Consider the following 26,045-nt stretch of genomic DNA (forward strand, 5'->3'; position numbering starts at 1 on the left):
GCGGACCTCTCGGTCGGCGGTCGTGAAGTCCGCTTTCTGGTTTTAGTCGGAAGGAAGCCGTCGGAGGGCCGGAGGGAGGCTTGTGACTCTTCGCGGGCATTTGACTATGAGCGCGTGACGCGGACGGTGATCCGCCCGTCAAGCAAAGATGCCGTAGTTGATCTTCCAACCAGTGTGCTTTTCGAGTTCTTCGTATAGGGCGTCGAAACCATGGGTTCTGCCATAGCCAGTCGCGCTGATATATCGAACGGGCCCATTGGTCTCGAAATAGAACTCAATCGCGCCGCCGCCCAAATTTTCCGGGCGCTCCCAGGAGCCGTTGCAACAGGGGTAGCGTCCGTCTACTCCGAACAACGTAAGCCAGAGTCGCAGCGCAAAAGGCATATGTTTTTGAGCCTCGACCGCACCTGGCGGTTTCTCAGCCAGGTACACAAACCGAACCTCAGGAAAAACCCGACTGAGCTGCAGTTGAACGTCGGCCACACTACCCAGTGCAGTCCGGTCCGATTTGCGGATCACTCCACGCAATGACATCTGACACCTCGGCTTTCTTGCGCACGCCTTAGCGCAAGTCACACCAGTCATCGTCGCACCGGGGCCGTCGACTCTTCCTGCCCCGGCGGCGGTCTGTCAACAATATAGACTTCTGCAATTGGCCCAAAGCAGACTCGCCACCGAGGTCCGAGAGGGAGACGATAGTCGGTCGTCAAAGGCCGGAAGCTCGCCCAGTTTCCGAAGATGCCCGCTAGGCCTTCTGCCGGCCGTAGATCAGCAGCATCAGGATGATGACGGCACCGTAGATCAGCTGGCGGCCTGACCCGGAGCCGACCAATGATGTGCGCAAGAGATTGCCGCTAACTTGAATGAGTGTTGATCGAAACGAGCTTTGCTCCCAATTCCATGAGCAAAATCATCGTCAGCGACTGGACGTCCGACTTCGGGGTCAGAGCGGCCGTTTTTGATCCGTGCGGTGTTTCGAGATGCAGCCGGTCACCATCCTTGATCTGGATCGCGCCGTAGTGCGGTGAGCCATCGAGTTCATATGTGACCGCAAATCTAACTGGTGCAATCGACTTCTTTTTTGCCATTCATGAAGCTCCTCACGGGAGCCTGACTATACCAGCCAAATTCTACCATGTCCCTTTGTGGCCCATGGCATACCTTCCCGGTTGGAACGGGCGATGTCCGCTGTCGGAGTTCAACCAGAAGTAAACAGTCGCACAAGCAGAGGACAGCTCTTGACCCAAAGCTGCTTCATTAGCAAATTGGCTCATGCATTTGCATGCAAATGTCTCATGGCATGCATGACATCCGCTTCGCCTACATATCGCCAACGCACGCGTTCCCGTATCACCGGTCAGCGCAGGGGCTGAGCGGCGAAGGCTTGGGGCCACGGAATCTGCTGCCAGGGCACGGGTGAGACGACAGGCTGCGGAGCCGTTTTGGGCGGCGGGCAGCTGTCCACCAGCAACTTCAGAGCGTTCTGCAGGCCGTCGCCGTCGACCGGGAACGTCGCGTCGTCTGCACGCGCGACGGTCGATGGGCCCTCGACCAATTCGGCAGCCGACGCCGCAAGCGCCCGCGCCTGGCCGAAGTCGAGCAACACGCCCCACGTTTCACGGATGTCTGATCGGCGCGGCGGCGAGAGGAAGTTCAACCGGACCTCCCGGCTCACCAGCGCCAGCGATGCAGATCCGGCGCCGGAGGGCGAATTGCGCTCGACATCAAGCTCGAAACGGTCCTGATTGAAGCAAACGAGCTGAAAGCGCGTGGCGCGGAACGAGGCCTCGCCTTCCTTGCGGACGAGAATGGTCTTGGAGGCGACGCCGCGATTGGCCGCCTCGAACATCCAGGGACTCTCGATCCGCTCGCGCCGATCGAGCGCAAACTGCGCGATCTCCTCGCGCGTAAAGTTGCGCATGCCCTCGAAGGGCACGGAGCGCGACACGGTCCATAGGCGCGGATCCGCGCCGAGCTTGCTGATATAGTCGAGCACCATCCGGTCCAATCGCGCCATGGCCTGCTGCATCGGCTGTGCGCGCACCTCCCAGGTCAGCGAGCCGCCGGTGAAGTTCATGACGCGCGGCGAATGCACCGCGAGCGTTGCATCCGGGGCGATCTCGCGGCTCGGCGCGCCCAGGATCAGGTAGGGACAGGCCGAGTTGCACATCGCCCCGCGCGTCCAGACCTCACCGTGCAGCTCACGCCCGGACTGCTTGAGCCTGGTGCAGGTCTCGCCGTCTTGGGCCTCGAAGCCGCACTCGCGCAAGGTGGTGCGGCCGATGCGAACCACGGCCTTGCGCTCGCGCAGAAGGGTGCCGATGGCGAGCGCCTGCTCGAGAACGCCGCCCAGAGAATTAAAGTAGATCGGCAGCTTACGGTTACCGATCTGCTTCATGAACTTGCGGAAACGCGCCGCCGCGCCGGGGTCGATCGTGCCCTCGGCCGCGATCCAGCTGTCGCAACCAGCGCCACAGGCATCGGCGGAGCCTCTGACGAGGGCAAACGAAATCGGCACGAGGCCATGAAATAGACCAGGGGGAGCACCAGCGGCATCGCGCAGACGATGGAGGCCATCGCCAGGCTGAGCTGATCTAGCCGGAGCGTGGGCAGCGCGGGGCGACGGTCGCGCGGCCAGCTTGAGCTGTGTGGCGGGCTTCGTCATCGTAGCCGGCTTGATCGCCGCCGGCGCGGTTGCAAGCGACGTACCGCTCGACAGCACGAACCCGAGCAGCACTGCCGCAACACCAATGCCACGGGGCCAACAAACAGAGAGCGGCATCTTCCCTGCAGACACCATCGTCAACACGTCCCCACGCCCCAACACGCGAAGTTGTATCATATCGGCCCGCCGCGACAACGCGAATGGATGGCTGGGCCAAGCCCGGCCATGACGACGGAAAATTACCGACGCAACGTCAGGCCGCGCTCGAGTTGGCGCACGCGGGCCTCGTGATCGGCGAGGCTTTGACCGTGGGGTCACGAACGACCTCTGACTTGACGGCGACCTTGATGGTCATTGCAGCCTCTCTTTACCGGGAGGGTTGCGAACCCCTCATTTCAAGACAGGAAGCCTCGTTGCGCTATCCTCTAGCGGTGCTGCCGGCTGTGTGCCCTACCGCGCGAGCGGTTTAGTCCGTTGACCCAGAGCGGACACTTTCACCTTTAGGCAGGCGACGGATAAAGGCTCACCGCACCGGAGGGGCTGGGAGCACGAGCTTGCCGGCTTCCGCGACAAGAATGGTGGCAGGAATATCAGTGCGTTGAAAGGGCCCCTGTGGTGCGATCTGCACCCATGCGAAGAGCATTTCTTCGCCGTCACGCATCCTCTCAAAGAGCTCCTTGAAGAACGCCCCAAAGTATTTCTGCTTCCGATCTAGCGTAAAAATCAGGTTGGCGGTCTTGGGGCCCGGAACCTTAGCAGCCTTCTGTAAGGTCTCTCCCGATATTGGCGATGCAACGACGACGAGGCGCGCACGCGTTGCTTCTACAATTTGTCGGACTCCTCTAGAGCCCAAATCGCGAAAAAATCCATTCTCGCTAAAGTGAGCGTAGAGGAAAAGAATTGGCGCGCCCGAAATCTGCCCGGGTGCGGTAACGATGACCTGCTCGAACAGCGGCGACAACACCGCAACATCTTCTTGAAGCAGACTGTCTAGGTCATCCCCGCCCAAATTACTAAATCCAATGGGGATTTGAATTTTCGTTTGCGACATAATTGCCATGTGCCCCTCTAGACAGTCGAAGTTGGCGCTCAAACCGAGAGCAATCTGGGCTCTCAACCCCAAAGGGCGCTCGCGAGTCAGCCCTGCAAACTATGGCGTTGATATCCCGCCCCGATCGAATCGCAAGTAGATTTGAGCTGATGACCCTGAGCTGATCCGGATTTCAGTAGCCAGTCTGTTCACGATAGAATCGTAGTGAGCGTCTTCGAGTGTCAATGTTCGTTGGCCCAAGGCAGACTCGCGATCGAGGCCCGAGAGCGCGACGAGAATCGGTCGTGAAGGGCCGGCAGCTTCACAAGTTCGAAGACGCCCGCTACGCCTTCTGCCGGCCGTAGATCAGCAGCATCAGGATGATGACGGCGCCGTAGATCAGCTGGCGGCCGGCTTCGCTGATCTGCATCACCGACAGGATGGACTGTAGCAGCGTGATCAGGATGACGCCGGCGATGGTGCCGAGATAGCTGCCGCGGCCGCCGAGGATGTGGGTGCCGCCGAGCACGACGGCGGCGATGGAGGGCAGCAGATAGGCGTCGCCCATCGATTGCGCGGCCTTGGAGGCGTAGCCGGCGAGCAGCACGCCGCCGAAGGCGGCGAGGGCGCCCGACAGCGCGAACGCCAGCATGGTGACGCGTCGCGTGTCGATGCCGGAGAGATAGGCGGCGCGCTCGCGGTTGCCGATGGCGTAGATGGCGCGGCCGAAGGTCGTGCGCGACAGCAGCCAGATCGCGGCGCCGCCGATGATCGCCCAGGCCAGCACCGCATTCGGCAGGCCGGGCACGGCATTGCCGGTGGCGAGGTAGCGCATCGCCTTGGAGGCGGAATCCTGCGGTGAAAAGCCGCCGGTGTAGGCGACCATGAGCCCCTGCGCCACCGCGTTGGTCGCCAGCGTGATGATCATCGAGGGAATGCGCAAATAGGCGACGCCGATGCCGTTCAACAACCCGATGGCCGCGCCGCAGAGGATGCCGAAGGGGATCGCAAGGATGGCGCCCGTCGTGCCGTGCGCGGCTGCTGCGCAGGCCATCATCGCGCCCGACGTCACCACCCAGGGCACCGACAGGTCGATCTGGCCGAGCAGGATCACCAGCATCATGCCGGTGGCGATCACACCCAGGAAGCTCGCCACCTTCAACTGCTGCAGCAGATATTCGGGCGACAGGAAGCTGCGCGAATACAGGCTGCCGACCAGCAGCAGCAGCAGAATGCAGCCGAACGACGCCGCGACCGCCGGATCGACCCGGCGCAGCATGGCTCCAAGCGGAGCAGATGGTGTTGCGGTTGCCTCGCTCATCCGAACCACTCCAGCCGATTGCGCACACGCACCAGACCGAACGCGCCGATGGAGACCGCGAGCATCAGGACAATGCCCTGGAACAACGGCTGCCACAACGGATCGAAGTCGAACACGAACAGGAGATCGCCGATGGTGCGGAAGGCGAGCGCGCCGAAGATGGCGCCGATCGCGCTGCCGCGTCCGCCCATCAGCGACACGCCGCCGAGCACCACCGCCGCGATCGAAAACAACGTGTAGGCGTTGCCGCTCGCATAGGCGGCCTCGCCGGTATAGGAGAAGAAGGTCAGGAACAGGCCGCCGATCGCCGACAACAGCCCGGCCAGGGTGTAGGCCGCGAACTTGGCGGCACGGATCGGCGCACCCGACATGTAGGCCGCGACCTCGGAGGAGCCGGTGGCGAAGGCCGCGCGGCCGATCACCGAGCGGCTGTAGGGCACCCAGATCAGCAGCGCGGCCGCGGCCAGCGCCACGAGGCTGGTCGGCAGCACGCCGAACAGCCGTCCCGTCAGCGCATCGGCCAAGGTCTCGTTGACGGAGCCGCCGGGATTGGGGCGCAGAAACAGCGCGACGCCGTAATACATCGCGCCTGTCGCGATCGTGGTCACGATCGGCTGCAGGCGGCCGAAGATCACGATCGCGCCGTTGATCATGCCGCAGACGAGGCCGGTGCCGAGCACGCCGGCCACGCCGAGCGCGGTCTCGGTGGCGGTGCCGACCACGATCCACGAGGCGAGGCAGTTGGTCAGCGTCAGGATCATGCCGACCGACAGATCGATGCCGGCGGTGATCACCACGATGGCCTGCGCCATTGCAACGAACGCCAGCAAGGTCGCCTTGTTGGACGCCGTCTGCACCATGTTGGCGCTGAAGCCGGCCGGATGGTTGGTCGCATAGATCAGGAACATCGCGACGAAGATGCCGATCGCCAGCAGGGTGCCGCGCTGCTCGGAGAGCCAGTACCGCCACTCGGTCATCCCAGACTCGCTTCCGCTCGTTCGCTGTCCTCGACGTTGAGGGCGCTGCTGACCAGCGCACGCTCGGTGATGTCGGCGCCCGCGAGCTCGCGCCTGACCGCGCCATCATACATCACGAGCACGCGGTCGCAGCAGCCGATCAGCTCGTCATAATCGGTCGAATACAACAGGATCGCGGCGCCCTCGTCGGCGAGCCGGCGCAGCAGCCGGTAGATCTCCTGCTTAGTGCCGACGTCGATGCCGCGCGTCGGATCGTTCAGCAGGATGATGCGCGGCTTGTTCATCAGCCATTTCGCGATCACGACCTTCTGCTGGTTGCCGCCGGACAGCGCGCTGACCGGAAGATCAGGGGAGGCGGTCTTGATCTCGATCAGGCGGATCATCTCGTCGATCAGCGCCGACTGTCGCTGCCGGTCGATGATGCCAAAGCGCGCGAAGCGGTCGAACGCGGCCGCCGACAGATTGTCGCGCACCGACATCGGCAGCATCAGCCCCTCGGTCTTGCGATCCTCGGGGATGAGGGCCAGGCCGATGCGATCAGACTTGGCGGCGACCGGGCTGTCGATCGCGACCTTGTCGCCATCGATGACGATGTCGCCGCTGATGTCCCTGAGCACGCCGAACAGCGCCAGCAGCAATTCGCGCTGGCCCTGGCCATCGAGCCCGCCGAGGCCGATGATCTCGCCGGCATGCAGGGAGAAGGAAATGTCCTTCAGCCGGTCGCCCCAGCCGAGGCCCTTGCATTGCAACGCCGGCGGACGGCCATCGGGCTGGCGCACCGGCTTGTCCGGGAATGCGTGCTTGTATTCGCGGCCGATCATCAGCTCGATGACCTCAGCATCCGTCTTGGTGCCGGCGGCGAAGGTCGAAATCCGGCGACCGTTGCGGAACACGCTGCAATCGTCCGCGAGTTCGGCGATCTCGTGCATGCGGTGGGAGATGTAAAGCAAAGCGAGGCCTTCGGCGCGCAGGCGCTTGAGCACCTCGAACACCTTGGTGACGTCGGACGCCGTCAGCGCCGACGTTGCCTCGTCGAGGATCAGGATCTTCGGCTGCCGCGCCAGCGCTTTCGCAATCTCGACCATCTGCCGGCGAGACAGCGGCAGGTCCTTCACCAGCGCGCGCGGATGGATGTCGCCGGCGCCGGCGCGGTGCAGGGCTTCCTCGGCGATGCGGCGCTGGGCACGCCGATCGATCATGCCGAGCCGCGTCGGCGGATGGCTGATGACGATGTTGTCGGCGACCGACAGATCGGGGATCAGCGACAGCTCCTGGAAGATGCAGACCACGCCGGCATCATTGGCGGCAGACGGGCTGTGAAAGGCGACCTCGCGTCCGCCGAGCGTCATGCGCCCTTCGTCAGGCGCGACCACGCCGACCATGAGCTTGATCAAGGTCGACTTGCCGGCCCCGTTCTCGCCGAGAATGGCGTGGATGCGGCCGGGATGGACTTCGAGGTCGGCGCGGTCGAGAGCGATCACGCCGCCATAGCGCTTGGACAGGCCTTCGGCGCGAAACAGCGGCTCGGCCGCGCTCATGTCTGCTTCCTCAGCGGTTCGGCAACGGGGACTCGCCCGTGGCGAACCGCGCTCACGGGCTCCATCAAGACATTCGGACGATACGCCCGATCCGCCGCGAGCGCCATCAGGCCGCGCGGCGGATCGTGATGTGTCCTCTCGTCCTACTGGTTTTCCTTCGACTGGCCCATGATCTCCTGCGCGGTGAAGTTGATGCCGCAGGTGGGGAAGGAGTTGCCGACGAAGAAGTTGTCGGACTGTGACGGGAAGTAGTCCTCGTCCTTCTTGAAGTTGGGATCCTCGACGACGGCGAGCGGCAGCTTGACCGACTGCGGCACGACCTTGCCTTCAAGCGCGGCGAGCGCGACCTTGATCGCGACCGCGACCTGTGCAGGACCGGTGCCGGCCGAGGAGCACTTCAGGCCTTCCGACGCCTTGGCGGCGCAGAACTTGCGGAAGCCGTTCTCGGTCTCGCCGCCGAACGGCACCATCTTGTGCTTGGCGTCGAGCATCGCCTGCACGATGCCGGTGTCGCCACCCTGGCCGGAGATCGCGTCGAACGGACCGTTGGTCGCGATCGCGTCGGCGGTGGCCTTCTGGGCTACGCCGTCGTCCCACTTGCCGACGACCTCGGTGACCTGCCACTTCTTGCCCGAGCCGTTGAGCACCGAATTCAGGCCGTTGTGGCGGTCGGTATCGACCGACGTTCCGGCGACGCCGCGCACCTCAAGCACCTTGCCGCCATTGGGCACGTTCTTGATCAGCCACCGCGCCCAGAGCTCGCCGAGGCCCTTCTGGTCGACGTTGACGTTGATGGCGTCCTCGGTGGCGAGGATGTTGTCGAAGGCGACGAGCACCACGCCGGCCTGCTTGGCGCGCTTGATCACCGGGCCGAACGCGGTCGGGTTCTGCGCATTGACGACGATGGCGTCATAGCCGGAGTCGATGAAGTTGTTGATCGCCGAGATCTGCGCCGGCACGTCCTCGCCGGTCGACACGACCTTGAATTCCTTCAGCTTGGCCTTGACCTCGGGCTGCGCGGCATAGGCCTTCGCGGTCTGGATCATCTGGATGCGCCACGTGTTGGCGATGTAGCCGTTCGCGAGTGCGACGCGGTAGGGGCCCTTCTTGGCGGGAAACTTGAAGAATTTGGTGTCGGCGGTCCACGGCACCATGCACTCGGGCTCAGCCGCGGGACCCTTGGTCACCTCGGGCTCGGCCAGCGCCTTGCCGGCAAAGGCCGACAGCAGCACGAGCGATGCGCACGTAGCAAGGCAATGCGCCTTCATCGACTTGGAAGACATTCGTGACCTCCCCTGTTGTTGCAGCGCCAACAATTGACGCACATGCGAGACGCCTCACTTGTTGTCGGAGGTTGTTCGAGCGTCGCTCGTCGTCTCAGCGGAGCCAGCGTTACTGACCAATGACAGCGCTGTCAATTACTGTCGGTCCGCTTTTGAGACCCAGCGGAAAGCGGCGGCAGATGAACACTGCACATATAGCAGGGGTCAACGATCAGCGATCGAAAGCGATGCGCCACTTGCGAGGACGTTGCGTGTCCCGCCGATGTCAGCGCTGTCAAGATCGACGGGGCAGGTGGCGGAACGCATTGCACGTGGCAACAGCCGGCTCACCGGCTCGATCCTGCCGGTTGCAGGAACGCGGCCGTTACCCTCCAAGAGTCGTCCGGGTTGGTCGTCCGGGATTTCGGACTGTGCCCTGGCCGGATTTCCGAACCGTCGGATTGATCGTCCAGATCGAACCGCAGCACCCCGTCGCATCCTGCGGTGTTTCAGCTGAAAACCGCAGGGATGCGGAGATCTGGACGGCTTTCGTCGCAGCTGGCACAGATGCTGCTTTAAGGCTCGCAAAACGTAACGCTCGCAAAACGGATCAAGGCTCGTCTAACGGAGCCGTCGCTCCACAACAACGAGCCGAGGGGACGCTCAGATGCCATCCGGCAGTCAATCCGGGATCTGACAGCAACAGGTAAGTTCGCCTGGAGTGCTGCGCCGTTCGGCCCGTCCGACGGCCACGGATCCTGCTGCTTGAGTTCGGCGTCGCATGCAAGGGAGAGGTGAATGACGATCGCAGATGCGCGCGACCTGGATCCGCTGGAGACCCAGGAATGGCTGGAAGCGTTGTCGGCCATCCGGCTGCACCGCGGCGACGAGCGTGCCCGCTTCATCGTCAAAGCCGTGCTCGATGCGGCGCGCCGCGACGGGCTGCCGGTCGCCCAGTCGCTGACCACGCCCTATTGCAACACGATCCCCGTGCATCAGCAGCCGGCATTGCCGGGCGATCGCGCCATGGAGCACAAGCTCCGCTCGATCATCCGCTGGAATGCGCTGGCGATCGTGCTGCGCGCCAACAAGGAGAGCTCGGAGCTCGGCGGCCATATCGCGAGCTTCCAGTCGGCGGCGACGCTCTACGACATCGGCTTCGGCCATTTCTGGCACGCGCCGACCGAGACGCATGGCGGCGACCTGATCCTGGTGCAGGGCCACAGCTCGCCCGGCATCTATGCGCGCGCCTTCCTCGAAGGACGGCTGACCGAGGAGCAACTGCTGAGCTTCCGGCAAGAGACCGGCGGCAAGGGTCTGTCGAGCTACCCGCATCCCTGGCTGATGCCGGACTTCTGGCAGTTTCCGACGGTGTCGATGGGCCTCGGGCCGCTGGTCGCGATCTACCAGGCGCGCTTCCTGAAATATCTCGAGAACCACAAGCTCGCCGAGACCGCCAACCGCAAGGTCTGGGCGTTCATGGGCGACGGCGAGACCGACGAGCCGGAATCGCTCGGTGCGATCTCGCTCGCCGGACGCGAGAAGCTCGACAATCTGATCTTCGTCATCAACTGCAACCTGCAGCGGCTCGACGGCCCGGTGCGCGGCAACGGCAAGATCGTGCAGGAGCTGGAGAGCGTGTTCCGCGGCGCCGGCTGGAACGTCATCAAGGTTCTCTGGGGTTCTGGCTGGGACCGTCTGCTCGAGAAGGACAAGACCGGCCTGCTGCTGAAGCGCATGGAGGAGTGCGTCGACGGCGAGTACCAGGATTTCAAGAGCAAGAGCGGCGCCTATATCCGCGAGCACTTCTTCGGCAAGTACGAGGAGCTGAAGCAGCTCGTCGCCGACATGAGCGACGACGAGATCTGGAAGCTCACGCGCGGCGGCCATGATCCGGAGAAGGTGTTCGCGGCCTATGCGGCTGCGGTCAACCACAAGGGACAGCCAACCGTCATCCTGCCGAAGACCGTCAAGGGTTACGGCATGGGCGAGTCCGGCGAGGGCCAGATGATCGCGCACCAGGCCAAGAAGATGACCCAGGATGCGCTGCGCGGCTTCCGCGATCGTTTCCAGATTCCGGTCGCCGACGAGGATCTCGCCAAGGTGCCGTTTATCCGGCTGCCCGACGACAGCCCGGAGATGAAGTACTTCCATGCCCAGCGCGAGCGGCTCGGCGGCAGCCTGCCGCAGCGGCGGCGCAAATCGACATCGTTGCCGATCCCGCAGCTGACCACGTTCCAGCGGCTGCTCGACAGCACCGGCGAGCGCGAGATCTCGACCACCATGGCGTTCGTGCAGATGCTTGGCACGCTGGTGCGCGACAAGGCGATCGGCAAGCACATCGTGCCGATCGTGCCGGACGAATCCCGCACCTTCGGCATGGAGGGCATGTTCCGTCAGCTCGGCATCTACTCCTCGGTCGGCCAGCTCTACCGGCCGCAGGACGCCGACCAGCTGATGTACTACCGCGAGGACAAGACCGGGCAGGTGCTGCAGGAGGGCATCAACGAAGGCGGCGCGATGTCGAGCTGGATCGTGGCGGCGACGTCCTACAGCACCAACAACGTGCCGATGATCCCGTTCTACATCTACTATTCGATGTTCGGCCTGCAGCGCGTCGGCGATCTCGCCTGGCTCGCCGGCGACATGCGCGCCCGCGGCTTCCTGCTCGGCGGCACCGCCGGCCGGACCACCCTGAACGGCGAAGGCCTGCAGCACGAGGACGGCCACAGCCACATTCTCGCCGCGACCGTTCCGAACTGCGTGTCCTACGATCCGACCTTCGCCTATGAGGTCGTGACCATCGTCCGCGAAGGCATGCGCCGCATGTACGAGGCGCAGGAGGACGTCTACTACTACATCACCCTGATGAACGAGAACTACCCGCACCCGGCGCTGGCCGAAGCGGGAGCAGGCGCGGAGGAGGGCATTCTCAAAGGCCTTTATCTGCTGAAGAACGCAGGCGAGGCCGCCGAGGCGCCGCGTGTCCAGCTGATGGGCTCGGGCACGATCCTGCGCGAGGTGATCGCGGCCGCCGAGCTGCTGAAGGCCGATTTCGGCGTCATCGCCGACGTCTGGAGCGCGACCAGCTTCAACGAGCTGCGCCGCGACGGCATGGCGGCGGAGCGCTGGAACCTGCTGCATCCGACCGAGCCGCGCCGCAAGAGCTGGGTCGAGGCGCAGCTCGATGGCCACGCCGGCCCGGTCATCGCCTCGACCGACTACATGCGCAACTATCCCGATCAGATCCGCGAATACGTCCACGCCGCCGGCCGGCGCTACGTCGTGCTCGGCACCGACGGCTTCGGCCGCAGCGACTATCGCGTCGCGCTAAGGCGGTTCTTCGAGGTCGACCGGCACTACGTCGCGGTGGCCGCGCTGAAGGCGCTGGCCGATGACGGCCGCATCAAGCAGGAGATCGTCGCCGAGGCGATTGCCAAATATCAGATCGACACCGGGTGCGCTGCGCCCTGGACCCTCTAGAGCATGATCCGGAAAAGTGGGAACCGGTTTTCCGAAACGATCATGCTCAAACAAGAAAACGAGACCATGATGCGGTTCCCTAGAACCGCATCATGGTCGAGACGCAGCCGGCCGAGGATAGAGCGATGACTGACATCAAAGTACCCGATATCGGTGACTTCAACGACGTCCCGGTGATCGAGATCTTCGTCAAGCCGGGCGACCGCGTGAAGGCGGAAGACCCGCTGATCGCGCTGGAGTCCGACAAGGCGACAATGGAAGTGCCGTCGCCGCGCGACGGCGTCGTCAAGGCCATCGTCGTCAAGATCGGCGACAAGGTGAGCGAAGGGGCCGTGATCCTGCAGTTCGAGGATGCCGGTACCGCGCAGGCCGAGGCGCGTCCCGTCGTCAGCGCGCCGCCATCGCCGGTGAGCGCGCCGGCCGGCGTCGCCGAGGTGCGTGTGCCCGACATCGGCGATTTCAAGGACGTTCCGGTCATCGAGATCTTCGTCAAGCCGGGCGACAGTGTGAAGGCCGAGGATCCGCTGATCGCGCTGGAATCCGACAAGGCGACGATGGAGGTGCCGGCGCCGCTGTCCGGCACGGTGCGAGAGCTGAAGGTCAAGGCCGGCGACAAGGTCAGCGAGGGCGCCATCATCCTGGTGCTGGCGACGGGTGAGGCGACTGCGGCCGCGAGCGCGCCGGCTCCGGCGCAAGCTGCGCCTGCAGCTGCGGCGCCCGTAGCGGCCGCGGTCGACGAAGGTGCCTTCGCGCTGGCTTATGCCGGCCCGGCGGTCCGCAAGCTCGCGCGCGAGCTCGGCGTCGACATCGGCAAGGTGAAGGGCACCGGCAATCACGGCCGCATCCTGCGCGAGGACGTCGAGGCGTTTGCCAAGGGAGAGAACAAGGGCGGCACCGCGCCGACCAAGCCGCAAGCCGCGAGCGCCGGAGGAGGGAGCGGCCTCGATCTGCTGCCTTGGCCGAAGGTCGATTTCGCCAAATATGGTCCGGTCGAGCGCAAGGAGCTTGGCCGCATCAAGAAGATCTCGGCGGCCAACCTGCATCGCAACTGGGTGGTCATTCCGCACGTCACCACCCATGACGAGGCTGATATCACCGAGCTCGAGCAGTTCCGCGTCAAGATGAACAAGGAGCTCGAGAAGAGCGGCGTCAAGCTGTCGTTGCTGCCGTTCATGGTGAAGGCAGCGGTCGCCGCCTTGAAGAAATTCCCCGAGTTCAACGCCAGCCTCGACGGCGACACGCTGGTCTACAAGAACTACTGGCACATCGGCTTTGCTGCCGATACGCCGAACGGCCTGATGGTGCCGGTGATCCGCGATGCCGACAAGAAGTCCATCCCGGAGATCGCCAAGGAGATGAACGAGCTCGCCAAGCTGGCGCGCGAGGGCAAGATCAAGCCCGACCAGATGCAGGGCGGCACGTTCTCGATCTCCTCGCTCGGCGGCATCGGCGGCATCTACTTCACGCCGATCATCAACGCGCCCGAGGTTGCGATCATGGGCGTCTGCAAGGGCTACTGGAAACAGCATTCGAGCGACGGCAAGACCTGGACGTCGCAGCTGACCCTGCCGCTGTCGCTGTCCTGGGATCATCGCGTCATCGACGGCGCCGCCGCCGCGCGCTTCAACGTCCACTTCGCCAACGTGCTCGCCGATCTCCGGCGCGTGCTGTTCTGAGACTGAAGGAGAGAACGGCATGGCTCAGCTGATCGACGTCAAGGTGCCCGACATCGGCGACTTCAAGGATGTCGCCATCATCGAGGTGCTGGTGAAGCCGGGAGAGACGGTCGCCGTCGACACCAGCCTGATCATCGTCGAGTCCGACAAGGCGTCGATGGAGATCCCGTCGTCGCATGCCGGCACCGTCAAGGAGATCCGGATCAAGACCGGGGACAAGGTCAGCGAGGGCTCGGTCATTCTCAGCCTGGAGACGACGGGTGCAGCCGCCAGCCCGGCGCCGGCTCCGGTCGCGCCGCCGCCGGCGGCAGCTCCAGCGCCCGCGCCGGTCGCGTCCTCCTACGCCGGCAAGGCCGACATCGACTGCGAGATGCTGGTGCTGGGCGCCGGCCCGGGCGGCTACTCCGCCGCATTCCGCGCCGCCGATCTCGGCATGAAGACCGTGCTGGTCGAGCGCTACGCCACGCTCGGCGGCGTCTGCCTCAACGTCGGCTGCATTCCCAGCAAGGCGCTCTTGCACACGGCTGCTGTCGTCGACGAGATCAAGCATCTTCCCGATCACGGCATCTCGTTCGGCGCGCCGCAGATCGACCTCGACAAGCTGCGCGGGTTCAAGGACGGCGTGATCAAGAAGCTGACCGGCGGCCTTGCCGGCATGGCTAGGGCGCGCAAGGTCGAGGTCGTGACCGGTGTCGGTAGCTTCGTCGATCCGCATCACCTCGAGGTGGTGACCGCCGCCGGCAAGACTACCATCAGGTTCGCCAAGGCGATCATCGCCGCCGGCAGCCAAGCGGTGAAGCTGCCGTTCCTCCCTGAGGATCCGCGCATCGTCGATTCCACCGGTGCCTTGCAGCTGAAGTCGATCCCGAAGCGGATGCTGGTAATCGGTGGCGGCATCATCGGCCTCGAAATGGCGACGGTGTACTCGACACTCGGGTCGCGCATCGACGTCGTCGAGATGCTCGACGGGCTGATGCAAGGTGCGGATCGCGACCTCGTCAAGGTCTGGGAGAAGATCAACGCCCACCGCTTCGACAAGGTGATGCTGAAGACCAAGACCGTCGGCGCAAAGGTCACCAACGCCGGCATCGAGGTGAGCTTCGAAGGCGAGCAGGCGCCGGCCGGTCCGCAACTCTACGATCTCGTGCTGGTGGCGGTCGGGCGCAGCCCGAACGGCAAAAAAATCGCCGCAGAGAAGGCTGGTGTCGCCGTCACCGACCGCGGCTTCATCAACGTCGACAAGCAGCTGCGCACCAACGTGCCGCACATCTTCGCCATCGGCGACGTCGTCGGACAGCCGATGCTGGCGCACAAGGCGGTGCACGAAGGGCATGTCGCGGCCGAGGCCGCGCATGGCGAGAAGTCCTATTTCGACGCGCGGCAGATCCCCTCGGTCGCCTACACCGACCCCGAGGTCGCCTGGGCCGGCAAGACCGAGGAGCAGTGCAAGGCCGAGGGCATCAAGTTCGGCAAAGCGGTATTCCCGTGGGCTGCATCCGGGCGCGCGATCGCGAATGGCCGCGACGAGGGCTTTACGAAGCTGTTGTTTGATGCGACGACCCACCGCATCATCGGCGGCGGCATCGTCGGCACTCATGCGGGCGATCTCATCAGCGAGATCTGTCTGGCCATCGAGATGGGCTGCGAGCCGGCCGATATCGGCAAGACCATCCATCCGCATCCGACGCTCGGCGAATCCATCGGCATGGCTGCCGAAGTGTTCGAAGGGCATTGCACCGACCTGCCGCCGCAGAAGCGGAAGTAGGCGAACGAAACGAGACGTAGACTGAGACCAGGGAGAGAAGAGACGATGTCTGCAACCCCAACCGCGGCCGCGGCACCGAAAAAACCGTTCTACCGGGTCCTCTATGTTCAGGTCCTGGTCGCCATCGTGCTCGGCGTCATCGTCGGCTGGCTCTGGCCGGAGTTCGCCAAGAACGACTGGATCAAGGCGCTCGGCGACGGCTTCGTCAAGCTGATCAAGATGGTGATCGCACCCGTTATCTTCTGCACCGTCGTGTCGGGCATCGCCCATGTCTCGGAGGTCAAGAAGGTCGGCCGCGTCGCGGTCAAGGCGCTGATCTATTTCGAGGTCGTCTCCACCTTCGCGCTCGCGCTAGGGCTGATCGTCGGCAATTTCATCCAGCCCGGTGCGGGCTTCCAGGGCCAGAGCAACGCCGCGGCGGTCGCCAACTTCGCCAAGCAGGCGAGCGAGATGAAGTCGGTCGACTTCGTGCTCCACATCATCCCTGACACGGTCGTCGGCGCGTTCGCGCAAGGCGAGATCCTCCAGGTGCTGCTGTTCTCGATCCTGTTCGGCATCGCGCTGATGAGCCTCGGTGAGCGCGGCCATACGATGCGGGCCTTCATCGACGACGCGGCGCACGCGATCTTCGGCGTCATCGCCATCGTCGTGAAGGCGGCCCCGATCGGCGCGTTCGGCGCCATGGCCTTCACCATCGGACGCTACGGCCCGCAGGCGCTCGGCAACCTCGCCGGCCTGATCGCGACGTTCTATCTCACGGCGCTCACCTTCGTCGTGGTCGTGCTGGGCATCATCGCCCGCATCGCCGGCTTCTCGATCTTCAAGTTCCTGAAGTTCATCAAGGACGAGCTCCTGATCGTGCTCGGCACCTCGTCGTCCGAGAGCGCGCTGCCGCAGATGATGGAGAAGCTCGAGCGTCTCGGCTGCTCCAAGCCCGTCGTCGGCCTCGTGGTTCCGACCGGCTATTCGTTCAATCTCGACGGCACCAACATCTACATGACCTTGGCGACCCTGTTCATCGCCCAGGCGATGAACGTGCACCTGTCCTTCGGCGAGCAGATCACGATCCTCCTGGTCGCGATGCTGACGTCGAAGGGCGCCTCCGGCATCACCGGTGCAGGCTTCATCACGCTCGCCGGCACGCTCGCCGCGGTCCGGCCGGAACTCGTCCCGGGCATGGCGATCGTGCTCGGCATCGACAAGTTCATGAGCGAGTGCCGTGCGCTGACGAACCTGTGCGGCAACGGCGTCGCCTGCGTGATCGTCGCCTGGTGGGAAGGCGAGCTCGACCGCGACAAGCTGCGGGCCGCGCTCGACCGCGACATCGATCCGTCGGACATCGAAGTCGCCGTCACCACCGGCTAGCCGTGATCGTCCGGGACTGGCACGGCCAGTCCCGGCTTCCTGCCACACGCACGCGAGTTCGAGGACCACGATGGATCGGGACCTGAGAGACGCCGCCCTCGAATATCATCGCCTGCCGACGCCGGGAAAAATCCAGGTGGTGCCGACCAAGGCGATGGCGACGCAGCGCGACCTGGCGCTGGCCTATTCGCCGGGTGTGGCCGAGCCATGCCTGGTCATTGCGGCGGATCCGTCGCAGGCCGACGAACTGACGGCGCGCAGCAATCTCGTGGCCGTCGTCACCAACGGCACGGCGGTGCTCGGCCTCGGCAATATCGGGCCGCTCGCCGGCAAGCCCGTGATGGAAGGCAAGGCCTGCCTGTTCAAGAAGTTCGCCGGCATCGACGTGTTCGACATCGAGCTTGCGGAAACCGATCCCGACGCGCTGATCGACACGATCGCGCGGATGGAGCCGACCTTCGGCGGCATCAATCTCGAGGACATCAAGGCGCCGGAGTGCTTCTACATCGAGCAGAAGCTGCGCGAGCGGATGAAGATTCCGGTGTTCCACGACGACCAGCACGGCACCGCGATCATCGTGGCCGCGGCCATTCTGAACGGGCTCAAGCTGGTGAAGAAGGATATCAGCCAGGTCCGGCTGGTGTGCTCCGGCGCCGGTGCCGCCGCGCTCGCCTGCCTCGATCTCATCGTCAGCCTCGGCCTGCCGCGCGACCACATCATCGTCAACGACGTGTTCGGCGTGGTCTATGCCGGCCGCGCCGAGGGCATGGACGACAACAAGGCGCGCTACGCCGTGGAGACCTCCGCGCGCAAGCTCGACGACATCATCGAAGGCGCCGACATCTTTCTCGGCCTCTCCGCCGGCAACGTGCTGAAGCCGGACATGGTGAAGCGCATGGCGCGCGATCCCTTGATCTTCGCCATGGCCAATCCGACGCCGGAGATCATGCCGCAGGACGCGCTGGCGATGCGGCCCGACGCCATCATCGGCACCGGGCGCTCCGACTTCCCGAACCAGATCAACAACGTTCTCTGCTTCCCCTTCATCTTCCGGGGCGCGCTGGATTGCGGCGCGACCACGATCAACGATGCGATGAAGCTCGCCACCGTGCGGGCGCTGGCGGATCTCGCCATGACCGAAGTGCCCGAAGCGGTGGCTGCGGCGTACAAGGGCGAGGGACTGCGGTTCGGACGCGACTACCTGATTCCCAAACCCTTCGATCCGCGTCTGATCGAGGTGATCGCTCCTGCCGTCGCCAAGGCCGCTGCCGACACCGGCGTCGCCCGTCGCCCGATCACCGACATGGCGGACTATCGCGCGAAGCTGGCGCGGTTCGTCTACCGCTCCGGCAATGCCATGCAGCCGGTGTTCGCCGTCGCCAAGGGCGCGGCCAAGTCGCTGCTGCTGGCCGAGGGCGAGGAAGAGCGCGTGCTGCGTGCCGCGCAGATCATCGCCGATGAAGGCCTCGCCCTGCCGAAGCTGGTCGGCCGCCCCGCGGTCATCGCGGAGCAGATCAAGGCGTTTGGCCTTCGCCTCAAGCCGGGCCAGGATTGCGAGATCATCGATCCGCAGGACGAGCGCGTTCATGCCGAATGCGCCGAACTCTATCATGCCCGCCGCAAGCGCGATGGCGTATCCGCGGCGCTGGCGCTGTCGGAGACCCGGAACAACGCGACGGTGCTCGCCTCGCTGCTGCTCGTGCGCGGTGTCGGCGATGCGATGCTGTGCGGCGTGGTCGGCCGGACCTCCGACCATCTCGCGACGATCCGGAATGTGATCGGCCTCCGCAGTGACGTTACGACGCTCGCCGTCATGCAGATGCTCATGCTCGACCGGCATCAGCTGTTCATCTGCGACACGCATTGCAACCCGGATCCGACGGCGGAGCAGGTCGCCGACATCGCTCTGCTCGCGGCTGCGGCCATCCAGCGCTTCGGCATCAAGCCGCGGGTGGCGCTGCTGTCGCATTCGAGCTTCGGCAGTTCGGCGGCGCCCGAGGCGCTGAAGATGCGGCAGGCGCGCGCCATCATCCACGAGCGCGCCCCCGATTTGGCGGTCGAAGGCGAGATGCGCGGCGACGCCGCGCTCTCGCAATCCATCCTCGAGCACGAGTTTCCCGAGTCCGGCTTCGAGGGACCAGCAAACGTGCTGGTGATGCCCAATCGTGATGCAGCCAATATCTCGTATAATCTGCTAAGGATGGCCGCAGGGCAGGGGCTCACGGTGGGAGGCATCCTGCTCGGCGCCGCCAAGTCCGCGCACATCCTGACGCCCTCGTCCACGGTCAGGCGGATCGTGAACATGGCGGCGGTTGCGGTGGCCGGAGCGGCGGTGATGCCGAGGACGTGATGCTGACGGACTGACGCAGGCGTCGTCCGTCGCGCCATGGCCGGGCTTGGGGAGGTTTGATGATGGCCGTGGCGCAGTCGGGAGTCCCTCGGGTCGTGATCGTCGGCGGCGGCGCAGGCGGCCTGGAGCTTGCGACCCGGCTTGGCGACAAATACGGCCGCAAGGGCAAGCTCGACGTCACCCTGGTCGAACGCAACCGCACCCATGTCTGGAAGCCGAAGCTGCACGAGATCGCCGCCGGCAGCATGGACATCTCGGCGCATGAGGTCGACTATCTCGCCCAGGCCTATTGGCACGGCTTCCACTATCGCATCGGCGACATGATCGGGCTGGATCGCGACAAGCGCGAGGTACTGGTCGCGCCCTATCTCGACGCCGAGGGGCGCGAGGTCACGCCGCAGCGGACCATCCCCTACGACGTGCTGGTCATCTCCATCGGCAGCCAGAACAATGATTTCGGTACGCCGGGGGTCGTCGACCACGCCATCAAGCTGGAGTCGCAGCGCGACGCGCGGCGCTTCCACGAGCGCATGATCAACGCCTGCATCCGCGCGCATTCGCAGTCCTCACCGATCGCCGTGCACCAGTTGAAGGTCGCGATCATCGGCGCCGGCGCGACCGGTGTCGAACTGGCGGCCGAACTGCATCGCACGACACGCGAGGTCGTGGCCTATGGTCTCGACCAGGTCGATGCCGAGAAGGACATCAAGATCACGCTGATCGAGGCGGCGGGCAGGGTGCTTCCGGCGCTGCCCGAACGGGTCTCGCGCGAGACCGAGAAGCTGCTGGCCAGACTGGGCGTCGAGGTTCTAGTCGGCGCCAAGGTCGCCGAAGTCTCGGCCAATCAGGTGAGCCTTTCTGATGGCCGCATCATCCCGGCCGAGCTGATCGTCTGGGCCGCCGGCGTCAAGGCTCCCGATTTCCTGAAGGACATTGCCGGGCTGGAGACCAACCGCATCAACCAGCTCGTCGTCAAGCAGACGCTGCAGACCACGCGCGACGACCGTGTCTTCGCGATCGGCGACTGCTCGGCGTGCTCCTGGGGCGAGCGCGGCAACGTCCCGCCGCGCGCGCAGGCCGCACATCAGCAGGCGTCGCATCTCTACAAATACATCCCGCGGTTCCTGCGCGGCGAGCCGCTGGGCGACTACCGCTATCACGACTTCGGCTCGCTGGTGTCGCTCGGCGAGTTCTCCACCGTCGGCTCGATGATGGGCGCGCTGGTCGGCGGCAATCTGGTGTTCGAGGGCCTGTTCGCCCGCATGATGTATCTGTCGCTCTATAAGATGCACGAATACGCGCTGCACGGTCTCGCCAAGGTGAGCCTCGACACCTTGGCGCGCTTGATCACCCGCCGCACCGAGCCGCATGTGAAGCTGCATTGACGCTTGCGGTGGGCCGCCGCGGCCGAATTTCCTGTCGCCTATTCCCGGGCAAAGCCTTAGGCTCGCAGCGGAAATGGCAACGCGGCGGGTGCCGCCCGAGACGGCCCGAGCGGCCTGGTTCAGGGAGATGACGGACCTTCCCATTCGGATCGGCCTCGAGGGACAGCGGGAGGTTCCGGCGGCGGGGCCTGGCCGTTCGACGTGGCTGCTGCGCGGCGTCCTGGCGCTTGCGCTGATCGGCGCGGCGGCGTGGCTCGGCTATGCCATCGCGTTCTCGCGCGGATTGGATCAATTGCACGCCGCGGCCCAGCAGCGGCTGGCCGTCGAAGCCGCCCAGCTCGACGGCCACCTCTCGCGGTTCGAATATCTGCCGTCGCTGCTGGAGACGTCGCCGGACGTCTACCGGCTGCTCGACACGCCGGACGATCGCGCGCTGCAGCAGAGCGTCAGCCTGTACCTGAAGTCGATCAATCTGCTGGCCGGGGCCGACAACCTCTATGTCCTGACTGTCTCCGGCGACGCGATCGCGGCCGCCGATTTCGACCAGCCGGGCACGCCGGTCGGCAGCAACCTGTCGTACCGGCCGTATATGCGCCTGGCGCTGGCGACCGGGCGCGGCGCCTTCTTCGGCATCGGCATCACCAGCGCCCGCGCGGGCTACTATTTGTCCTACGCGGTCAAGCGGGAGGGACGCACGATCGGCGTCGCCGTGGTCAAGGTCAACCTCGAATCGTTCGAGCGCGAGTGGCAGAAGCGCGGCAGCGACATGGTTCTGGTCGACGCCCGCGGCGTGACCATTCTCGCCTCGCGCGACGAATGGCGCTTCCGGCCGCTAACGCAGCTGTCGGTCGATGCGCTCGAGGAGATCGCCACGTCGAAGCCGTATGGCAGCTCCACGCTTGCGCCGCTTGGCTGGACCTTCAAGGAGAGCGTGGATCGCGGCGGGCAGGTCGAGACCGAACGCGGCGCGATCTACAGTGTTGACGAGCGGCCGCTGAACGGGCGGCAATGGCAGCTCATGGTGCTCGATGACGAGGCGCCGATCCGGCGGACCGCCTTGATCATCGGAACGTTGTCGGGCCTCGCGGGCATCGTTGCGTTGCTGGTCTTCAGCCTGCTCGCACAGCGGCGGCGGGAGATCCGGCAGCGGCTGGCGTCACAGGCCGCGCTGGAAGCCGCCAACGACCGGCTGGAGACCCGCGTCCAGGAGCGCACCGCCGAATTGCGGGCTGCGCAGGACGAGCTCGTGCACGCCGGCAAGCTCGCGGTGCTCGGCCAGATGTCGGCCGGCATGGTGCACGAGATCAACCAGCCGCTGGCGGCGCTGCAGACCGCCTCCGACAATGCGGTCCAGTTCGTCGATCGCGGCATGATCGGCGAGGCGCGCGGCAATCTCGTGCGCATCGGCGAACTGGTTCGCCGGCTCGGGCGGCTGACCGGCCAGCTGCGCGTGTTCGCCTACAAATCAAATGCGCCGCTCAACGCCGTCTCGGTCGAGCAGGCGCTCTCCGAAACGCTCAACATCCTCGGTGCGCGGATCAAGGACAGTGGCGTCGAGATGCAAATCGATCTTGCTCCCAGGCTCCACGTCAAGGCCGATCAGATCCGGCTTGAGCAGCTGCTCTGCAACATCGTCGCCAATGCGCTTGATGCGGTCGACGGCGCGGCGCAGAAGACGATCCAGATCCGCGCCGTGCGCGAGGATGGTCCGTCGGACCAGTGCCGCATCACGATTGCCAATAGCGGCCCCGCGATTGCGCCGGACGTGCTGCAGCGCCTGTTCGAGCCGTTCGTGACGACCAAGCCCGCCGGCAAGGGGCTTGGGCTCGGCCTCGTGATCGCCAATCACATCGCGCGTTCCTTCGGCGGCGAATTGCGCGCGACGAACACCGAACCGAGCGGCGTCGCGTTCGACGTGCTGCTTCCGTCCGCAGAAATGAACAGGTCTCCGCATGAACCCTGAGCAACCGATCGGCGTGATCTATGTCGAGGACGACGAGGACGTGCGTATCGGCGCCGTGCAGGCGCTGCAACTCGCAGGGCTCGCGGTCACGGCATTCGGTTCGGTGGAGGCGGCCGACGCCACCGTCCGCGCCGACATGCCGTTCGTGGTGGTCTCCGACGTGCGGCTGCGCGGCAAGAGCGGCACCGAATGGTTGTCCGAGCTGCATCGCTTCGATCCCGACCTGCCGGTCATCCTGGTCACCGGCCATGGCGACATCTCGATGGCCGTGGAAGCGATGCGCAACGGCGCCTACGATTTCATCGAGAAGCCGTGCTCGTCCGAGCAGCTCGTCTCGGTGGTGCGCCGTGCGCTCGACAAGCGGCGCCTGACGCTCGAGGTGCGGACGCTGCGCTCGGCTTTGGCCGACCGCCAGGGCATCGAAGCGAGCCTGCTCGGGCGGTCGCCGCAGATCCAGGAGGTGCGCCGCCTGGTCGCCAATCTGGCCTCGACCAATGTCGACGTCACGATCTATGGCGAGACCGGCACCGGCAAGGATGTCGTCGCGCGCTGCCTGCACAATCACAGCGTCCGGCGCGGTGGCAACTACGTCGCGGTGAATTGCGGCGGCCTGCCGGAATCGCTGGTCGAGAGCGAATTGTTCGGCCACGAGGCCGGCGCGTTCACCGGCGCGACCAAGCAGCGCATCGGCAAGATCGAGTACGCACAGGGTGGGACGCTGTTCCTCGACGAGATCGAGAGCATGCCGCTCAGCGTCCAGGTGAAGCTGCTGCGGGCGCTGCAGGAGCGTTCGATCGAGCGGGTCGGCTCCAACAAGCCTGTCGCCGTGGATTGCCGCGTGGTGGCTGCGAGCAAGGCCAACCTCTACGAGCTCAGCGAGCGCAAACTGTTCCGCGCCGATCTGTACTACCGCCTCGGCGTCGCCTTCATCGAGCTGCCGCCGTTGCGCGAGCGGCGCGAGGACATTCCGATCCTGTTCGAGCACTTCACGCTCGATGCCGCGCGCCGCTTCGAGCGCGATGCGCCGATCGTGGACGATGCGACGATGTCGCTGCTGTTGACCTATGCATGGCCGGGCAATGTCCGCGAGCTGCGCAACGTCGCCGATCGCTTCGTGCTCGGGGTGCTCGACCGCCGGGCGCTCAACCGCTCGGCGGCCGGATCCTCCGAATTGTCCTTGCCGCGCCAGCTGGAGAACATCGAGCGCTCGATCATCGAGGACGCCCTGCGCCGCAAGCTCGGCGACGTACAGGCGACGGCCGCCATGCTGGGCATCCCCAAGCAGACGCTGTACGACAAGATCAAGCGGCTCGCGGTAAACGTCGACGGCATCCGGGAGGGCACGACTGTCAAGACCGGATCGTGATTGCCGGCTGGCTCCGTCAGCAATTCCGCGGAGCGCTGAGACTAAAATTCCCGTTGCCGCTCCAGAGGTTGCGGCGTTGGCGCGCGCCACTTTAAATAAATTCCAGCAGCTTTAGACCAATTCGGTTTGCTGCAGCCCTTCTCTTGCCGGACGGTCGGATCATGTCACGACATCGGTTCGGTGAAGGGTTCGAGCGCAATGCGGCTATGGGTTCAGGTTCATACGTGGACGTCGCTGATCAGCATGATCTTCCTGCTGATGCTGTGTCTGACCGGGCTGCCGCTGATCTTTCATGACGAGATCAATCATCTCTTCGAGGACGAGATCGCCGCGCCGGCGATGCCGGCTGACACGCCGCTTCTCCCGCTCGACCGGCTGATCGCGGCGGCCAGGCAGCAGCTTCCGCAGCAGCACGCGCTGTTCGTCGGCCTGAAGCAGGCGAAGCCACTGGTCGTCGTCGCGATGTCGCCGACCGCGATTCCCGTTCCCGGCCAGTTCCATCGCCTGACGGTGGACGCGCGCACCGCCGCCGTGCTCGGCGAGGAGGCGCCGCATCAGGACGTCATGGACGTGATCCTGCGCATCCACCGCGACATGTTCACGGGCCTGCCCGGCGAGCTCTTTCTGGGCCTTATGGGACTCGTGTTTGCCGCCTCCATCGTCTCCGGCGTCGTCGTCTACTGGCCCTTCATGCGGCGGCTGCAGTTCGGCACCATCAGGGGGCGCTCGACGCGACTCACGTGGCTAGACCGGCACAATCTGCTCGGCATCGTCACCGTGAGCTGGGCGCTCGCGGTCGGCCTGACCGGCACCATCAACACGCTCGCAGTGCCGCTGTTCGATCTCTGGCGGGCGCAGACCATGCCGGCGCTGCTCGCGCCCTATCAGGGCAAGCCACTCGCAGAACCGAAGTCGGTCGATGCCGCCGTCGCCGCGGTTCGCCATGAATTTCCAGATCGGCTGGTGACGTCCATCACGATGCCGACGACGACGCGGTTCGGCAGCCCGCAGCATCTGATGGTTTGGACCAAGGGCCGCACGCCGTTCACGGCGCGCATGTTCAAGCCGGTGCTGGTCGACGCCGAGGACAGCAGCAAGATGGTGGCACCCGGGCTCGCCTGGTACCTGACCGCGCTGCAGGTGTCGCGGCCGCTGCACTTCGGCGATTATGGCGGGCTGCCGCTGAAGATCATCTGGGCCGTCCTCGACGTGATCACGATCATCGTGCTGGGCAGCGGCCTGTATCTGTGGGTCGCGAAGCGAAGGGGCAGTGGGCGGAAGGTGCCGGGCGTCGTCCCCGCAGTGCCAATGGCGGTCTCGCGATGAGTTCGTCGAGGGCCTCGTCCACTGCGCCGGGACGCGTCGCACAGCTCTCCGTATGGGAAGTCTTTCGTGCGCCGCTGCTGATCGGCCTCGTCGCTGCAGCCGGGCTCGCCTTCGGATTGCTCGGCGACGGCCTATGGGATGGACTGTGCTGGCTCGGACTTTCGGTGCCGATCCTGTTGGCGCTCCTCTACGGGACGCCCTGGATCCGCGCCGCCAGCACCGCGTCGGACGACGCACGCTGAGGCCGGGACGCGAGCTGCTGCCATTCCGGCGAATTCTCTTTCATCAAAATCTATTCATCGCAACCAACGGGCGACGCGTCGGCTCGCGCGACATCGAGTCGCGCAGCTCGAGTCGATGGCAATGGATTTTGTCTTTGCCACGTCGTCTCAGCGTGCCCGAGGCTCATCGCCACTTGGAAACGATCAGTCACAAGAATCGCGCCGTCGGCTGCAGTTGGAGCGCGGCGCGGTGACCGTGTGGCGCATTTGAAAGCAAACATTGATCAAATAGTGCTCCGCATGATTAGTTGCGACCTTGCGATCCAGAAGGTGACGTCGAGCGGTTCAAGAG

At 65.0% G+C, this 26,045-nt stretch carries 17 protein-coding genes and 1 pseudogene; 10 read left to right on the forward strand and 8 right to left on the reverse strand.

The genetic code is table 11. The features are described 5' to 3' along the window. Positions 1 to 138 precede the first annotated feature (138 nt). The 8 genes and pseudogenes from ACQR1I_RS33885 to ACQR1I_RS33920 form a co-directional block, all read right to left on the reverse strand. Positions 139 to 534, reverse strand: coding sequence for a hypothetical protein (locus tag ACQR1I_RS33885; RefSeq protein WP_434869835.1), 396 nt, complete (start codon positions 532 to 534; stop codon positions 139 to 141). Positions 535 to 854: 320 nt separating this feature from the next. Then, entirely contained in the window at positions 855 to 1,088 is a 234-nt protein-coding gene (locus tag ACQR1I_RS33890; RefSeq protein WP_434869836.1) for a hypothetical protein, read from the reverse strand. Between the two features lie 1,435 nt (positions 1,089 to 2,523). Continuing rightward, a pseudogene (locus ACQR1I_RS33895) lies at positions 2,524 to 2,604 on the reverse strand (sugar ABC transporter permease); the annotation flags it as partial. Positions 2,605 to 3,188: 584 nt separating this feature from the next. Continuing rightward, complete coding sequence (locus tag ACQR1I_RS33900; protein ID WP_434869837.1) at positions 3,189 to 3,725, reverse strand: hypothetical protein; 537 nt, start codon at positions 3,723 to 3,725, stop codon at positions 3,189 to 3,191. Between the two features lie 313 nt (positions 3,726 to 4,038). Further along, positions 4,039 to 5,016, reverse strand: coding sequence for an ABC transporter permease (locus ACQR1I_RS33905; protein ID WP_434869838.1), 978 nt, complete (start codon positions 5,014 to 5,016; stop codon positions 4,039 to 4,041). Continuing rightward, entirely contained in the window at positions 5,013 to 5,993 is a 981-nt protein-coding gene (locus ACQR1I_RS33910) for an ABC transporter permease (protein ID WP_434869839.1), read from the reverse strand. Before ACQR1I_RS33910 ends, ACQR1I_RS33905 begins: the two co-directional genes overlap by 4 nt. After that, complete coding sequence (locus ACQR1I_RS33915) at positions 5,990 to 7,531, reverse strand: sugar ABC transporter ATP-binding protein (protein ID WP_434869840.1); 1,542 nt, start codon at positions 7,529 to 7,531, stop codon at positions 5,990 to 5,992. The genes ACQR1I_RS33910 and ACQR1I_RS33915 overlap by 4 nt, the downstream gene beginning before the upstream one ends. A gap of 143 nt (positions 7,532 to 7,674) precedes the next feature. Further along, a complete protein-coding gene (locus tag ACQR1I_RS33920) occupies positions 7,675 to 8,814 on the reverse strand; it encodes a sugar ABC transporter substrate-binding protein (RefSeq protein ID WP_434869841.1) in 1,140 nt (379 codons plus the stop codon). A gap of 777 nt (positions 8,815 to 9,591) precedes the next feature. On the opposite strand from ACQR1I_RS33920, the gene aceE reads away from it, so the two are divergent. The 10 genes from aceE (at position 9,592) to ACQR1I_RS33970 (ending at position 25,714) form a co-directional block, all read left to right on the forward strand. Then, positions 9,592 to 12,276 (forward strand): pyruvate dehydrogenase (acetyl-transferring), homodimeric type, encoded by a 2,685-nt coding sequence (aceE, locus tag ACQR1I_RS33925; protein ID WP_434869842.1) that lies wholly within the window; start codon positions 9,592 to 9,594, stop codon positions 12,274 to 12,276. Between the two features lie 125 nt (positions 12,277 to 12,401). Next, positions 12,402 to 13,952, forward strand: coding sequence for a dihydrolipoyllysine-residue acetyltransferase (locus ACQR1I_RS33930; RefSeq protein WP_434869843.1), 1,551 nt, complete (start codon positions 12,402 to 12,404; stop codon positions 13,950 to 13,952). A 19-nt stretch (positions 13,953 to 13,971) separates the two neighbouring features. Beyond that, positions 13,972 to 15,717, forward strand: coding sequence for a dihydrolipoyl dehydrogenase (gene lpdA / locus ACQR1I_RS33935; RefSeq protein ID WP_434869844.1), 1,746 nt, complete (start codon positions 13,972 to 13,974; stop codon positions 15,715 to 15,717). Between the two features lie 45 nt (positions 15,718 to 15,762). Beyond that, complete coding sequence (locus ACQR1I_RS33940; RefSeq protein WP_434869845.1) at positions 15,763 to 17,082, forward strand: dicarboxylate/amino acid:cation symporter; 1,320 nt, start codon at positions 15,763 to 15,765, stop codon at positions 17,080 to 17,082. Positions 17,083 to 17,152: 70 nt separating this feature from the next. After that, on the forward strand, positions 17,153 to 19,432 hold the full coding sequence (locus ACQR1I_RS33945; protein ID WP_434869846.1) for an NADP-dependent malic enzyme: 2,280 nt from the start codon (positions 17,153 to 17,155) through the stop codon (positions 19,430 to 19,432). A 62-nt stretch (positions 19,433 to 19,494) separates the two neighbouring features. Continuing rightward, complete coding sequence (locus ACQR1I_RS33950; RefSeq protein WP_434869955.1) at positions 19,495 to 20,817, forward strand: NAD(P)/FAD-dependent oxidoreductase; 1,323 nt, start codon at positions 19,495 to 19,497, stop codon at positions 20,815 to 20,817. A 127-nt stretch (positions 20,818 to 20,944) separates the two neighbouring features. Further along, positions 20,945 to 22,780, forward strand: coding sequence for a sensor histidine kinase (locus tag ACQR1I_RS33955; protein ID WP_434869847.1), 1,836 nt, complete (start codon positions 20,945 to 20,947; stop codon positions 22,778 to 22,780). Next, on the forward strand, positions 22,770 to 24,146 hold the full coding sequence (locus ACQR1I_RS33960; RefSeq protein WP_434869848.1) for a sigma-54-dependent transcriptional regulator: 1,377 nt from the start codon (positions 22,770 to 22,772) through the stop codon (positions 24,144 to 24,146). Before ACQR1I_RS33955 ends, ACQR1I_RS33960 begins: the two co-directional genes overlap by 11 nt. A gap of 198 nt (positions 24,147 to 24,344) precedes the next feature. Beyond that, the gene (locus ACQR1I_RS33965) at positions 24,345 to 25,472 is read left to right on the forward strand and encodes a PepSY-associated TM helix domain-containing protein (RefSeq protein WP_434869956.1); all 1,128 of its coding nucleotides are present in this window, start codon (positions 24,345 to 24,347) and stop codon (positions 25,470 to 25,472) included. Further along, positions 25,469 to 25,714: a hypothetical protein gene (locus tag ACQR1I_RS33970; protein WP_434869849.1), complete on the forward strand. Its 246-nt coding sequence runs from the start codon at positions 25,469 to 25,471 to the stop codon at positions 25,712 to 25,714. Before ACQR1I_RS33965 ends, ACQR1I_RS33970 begins: the two co-directional genes overlap by 4 nt. The last annotated feature ends 331 nt before the right edge of the window (positions 25,715 to 26,045 follow it).

It is taken from the genome of Bradyrhizobium sp. HKCCYLS2038 (genome assembly GCF_051167655.1).
GTDB lineage: Bacteria > Pseudomonadota > Alphaproteobacteria > Rhizobiales > Xanthobacteraceae > Bradyrhizobium.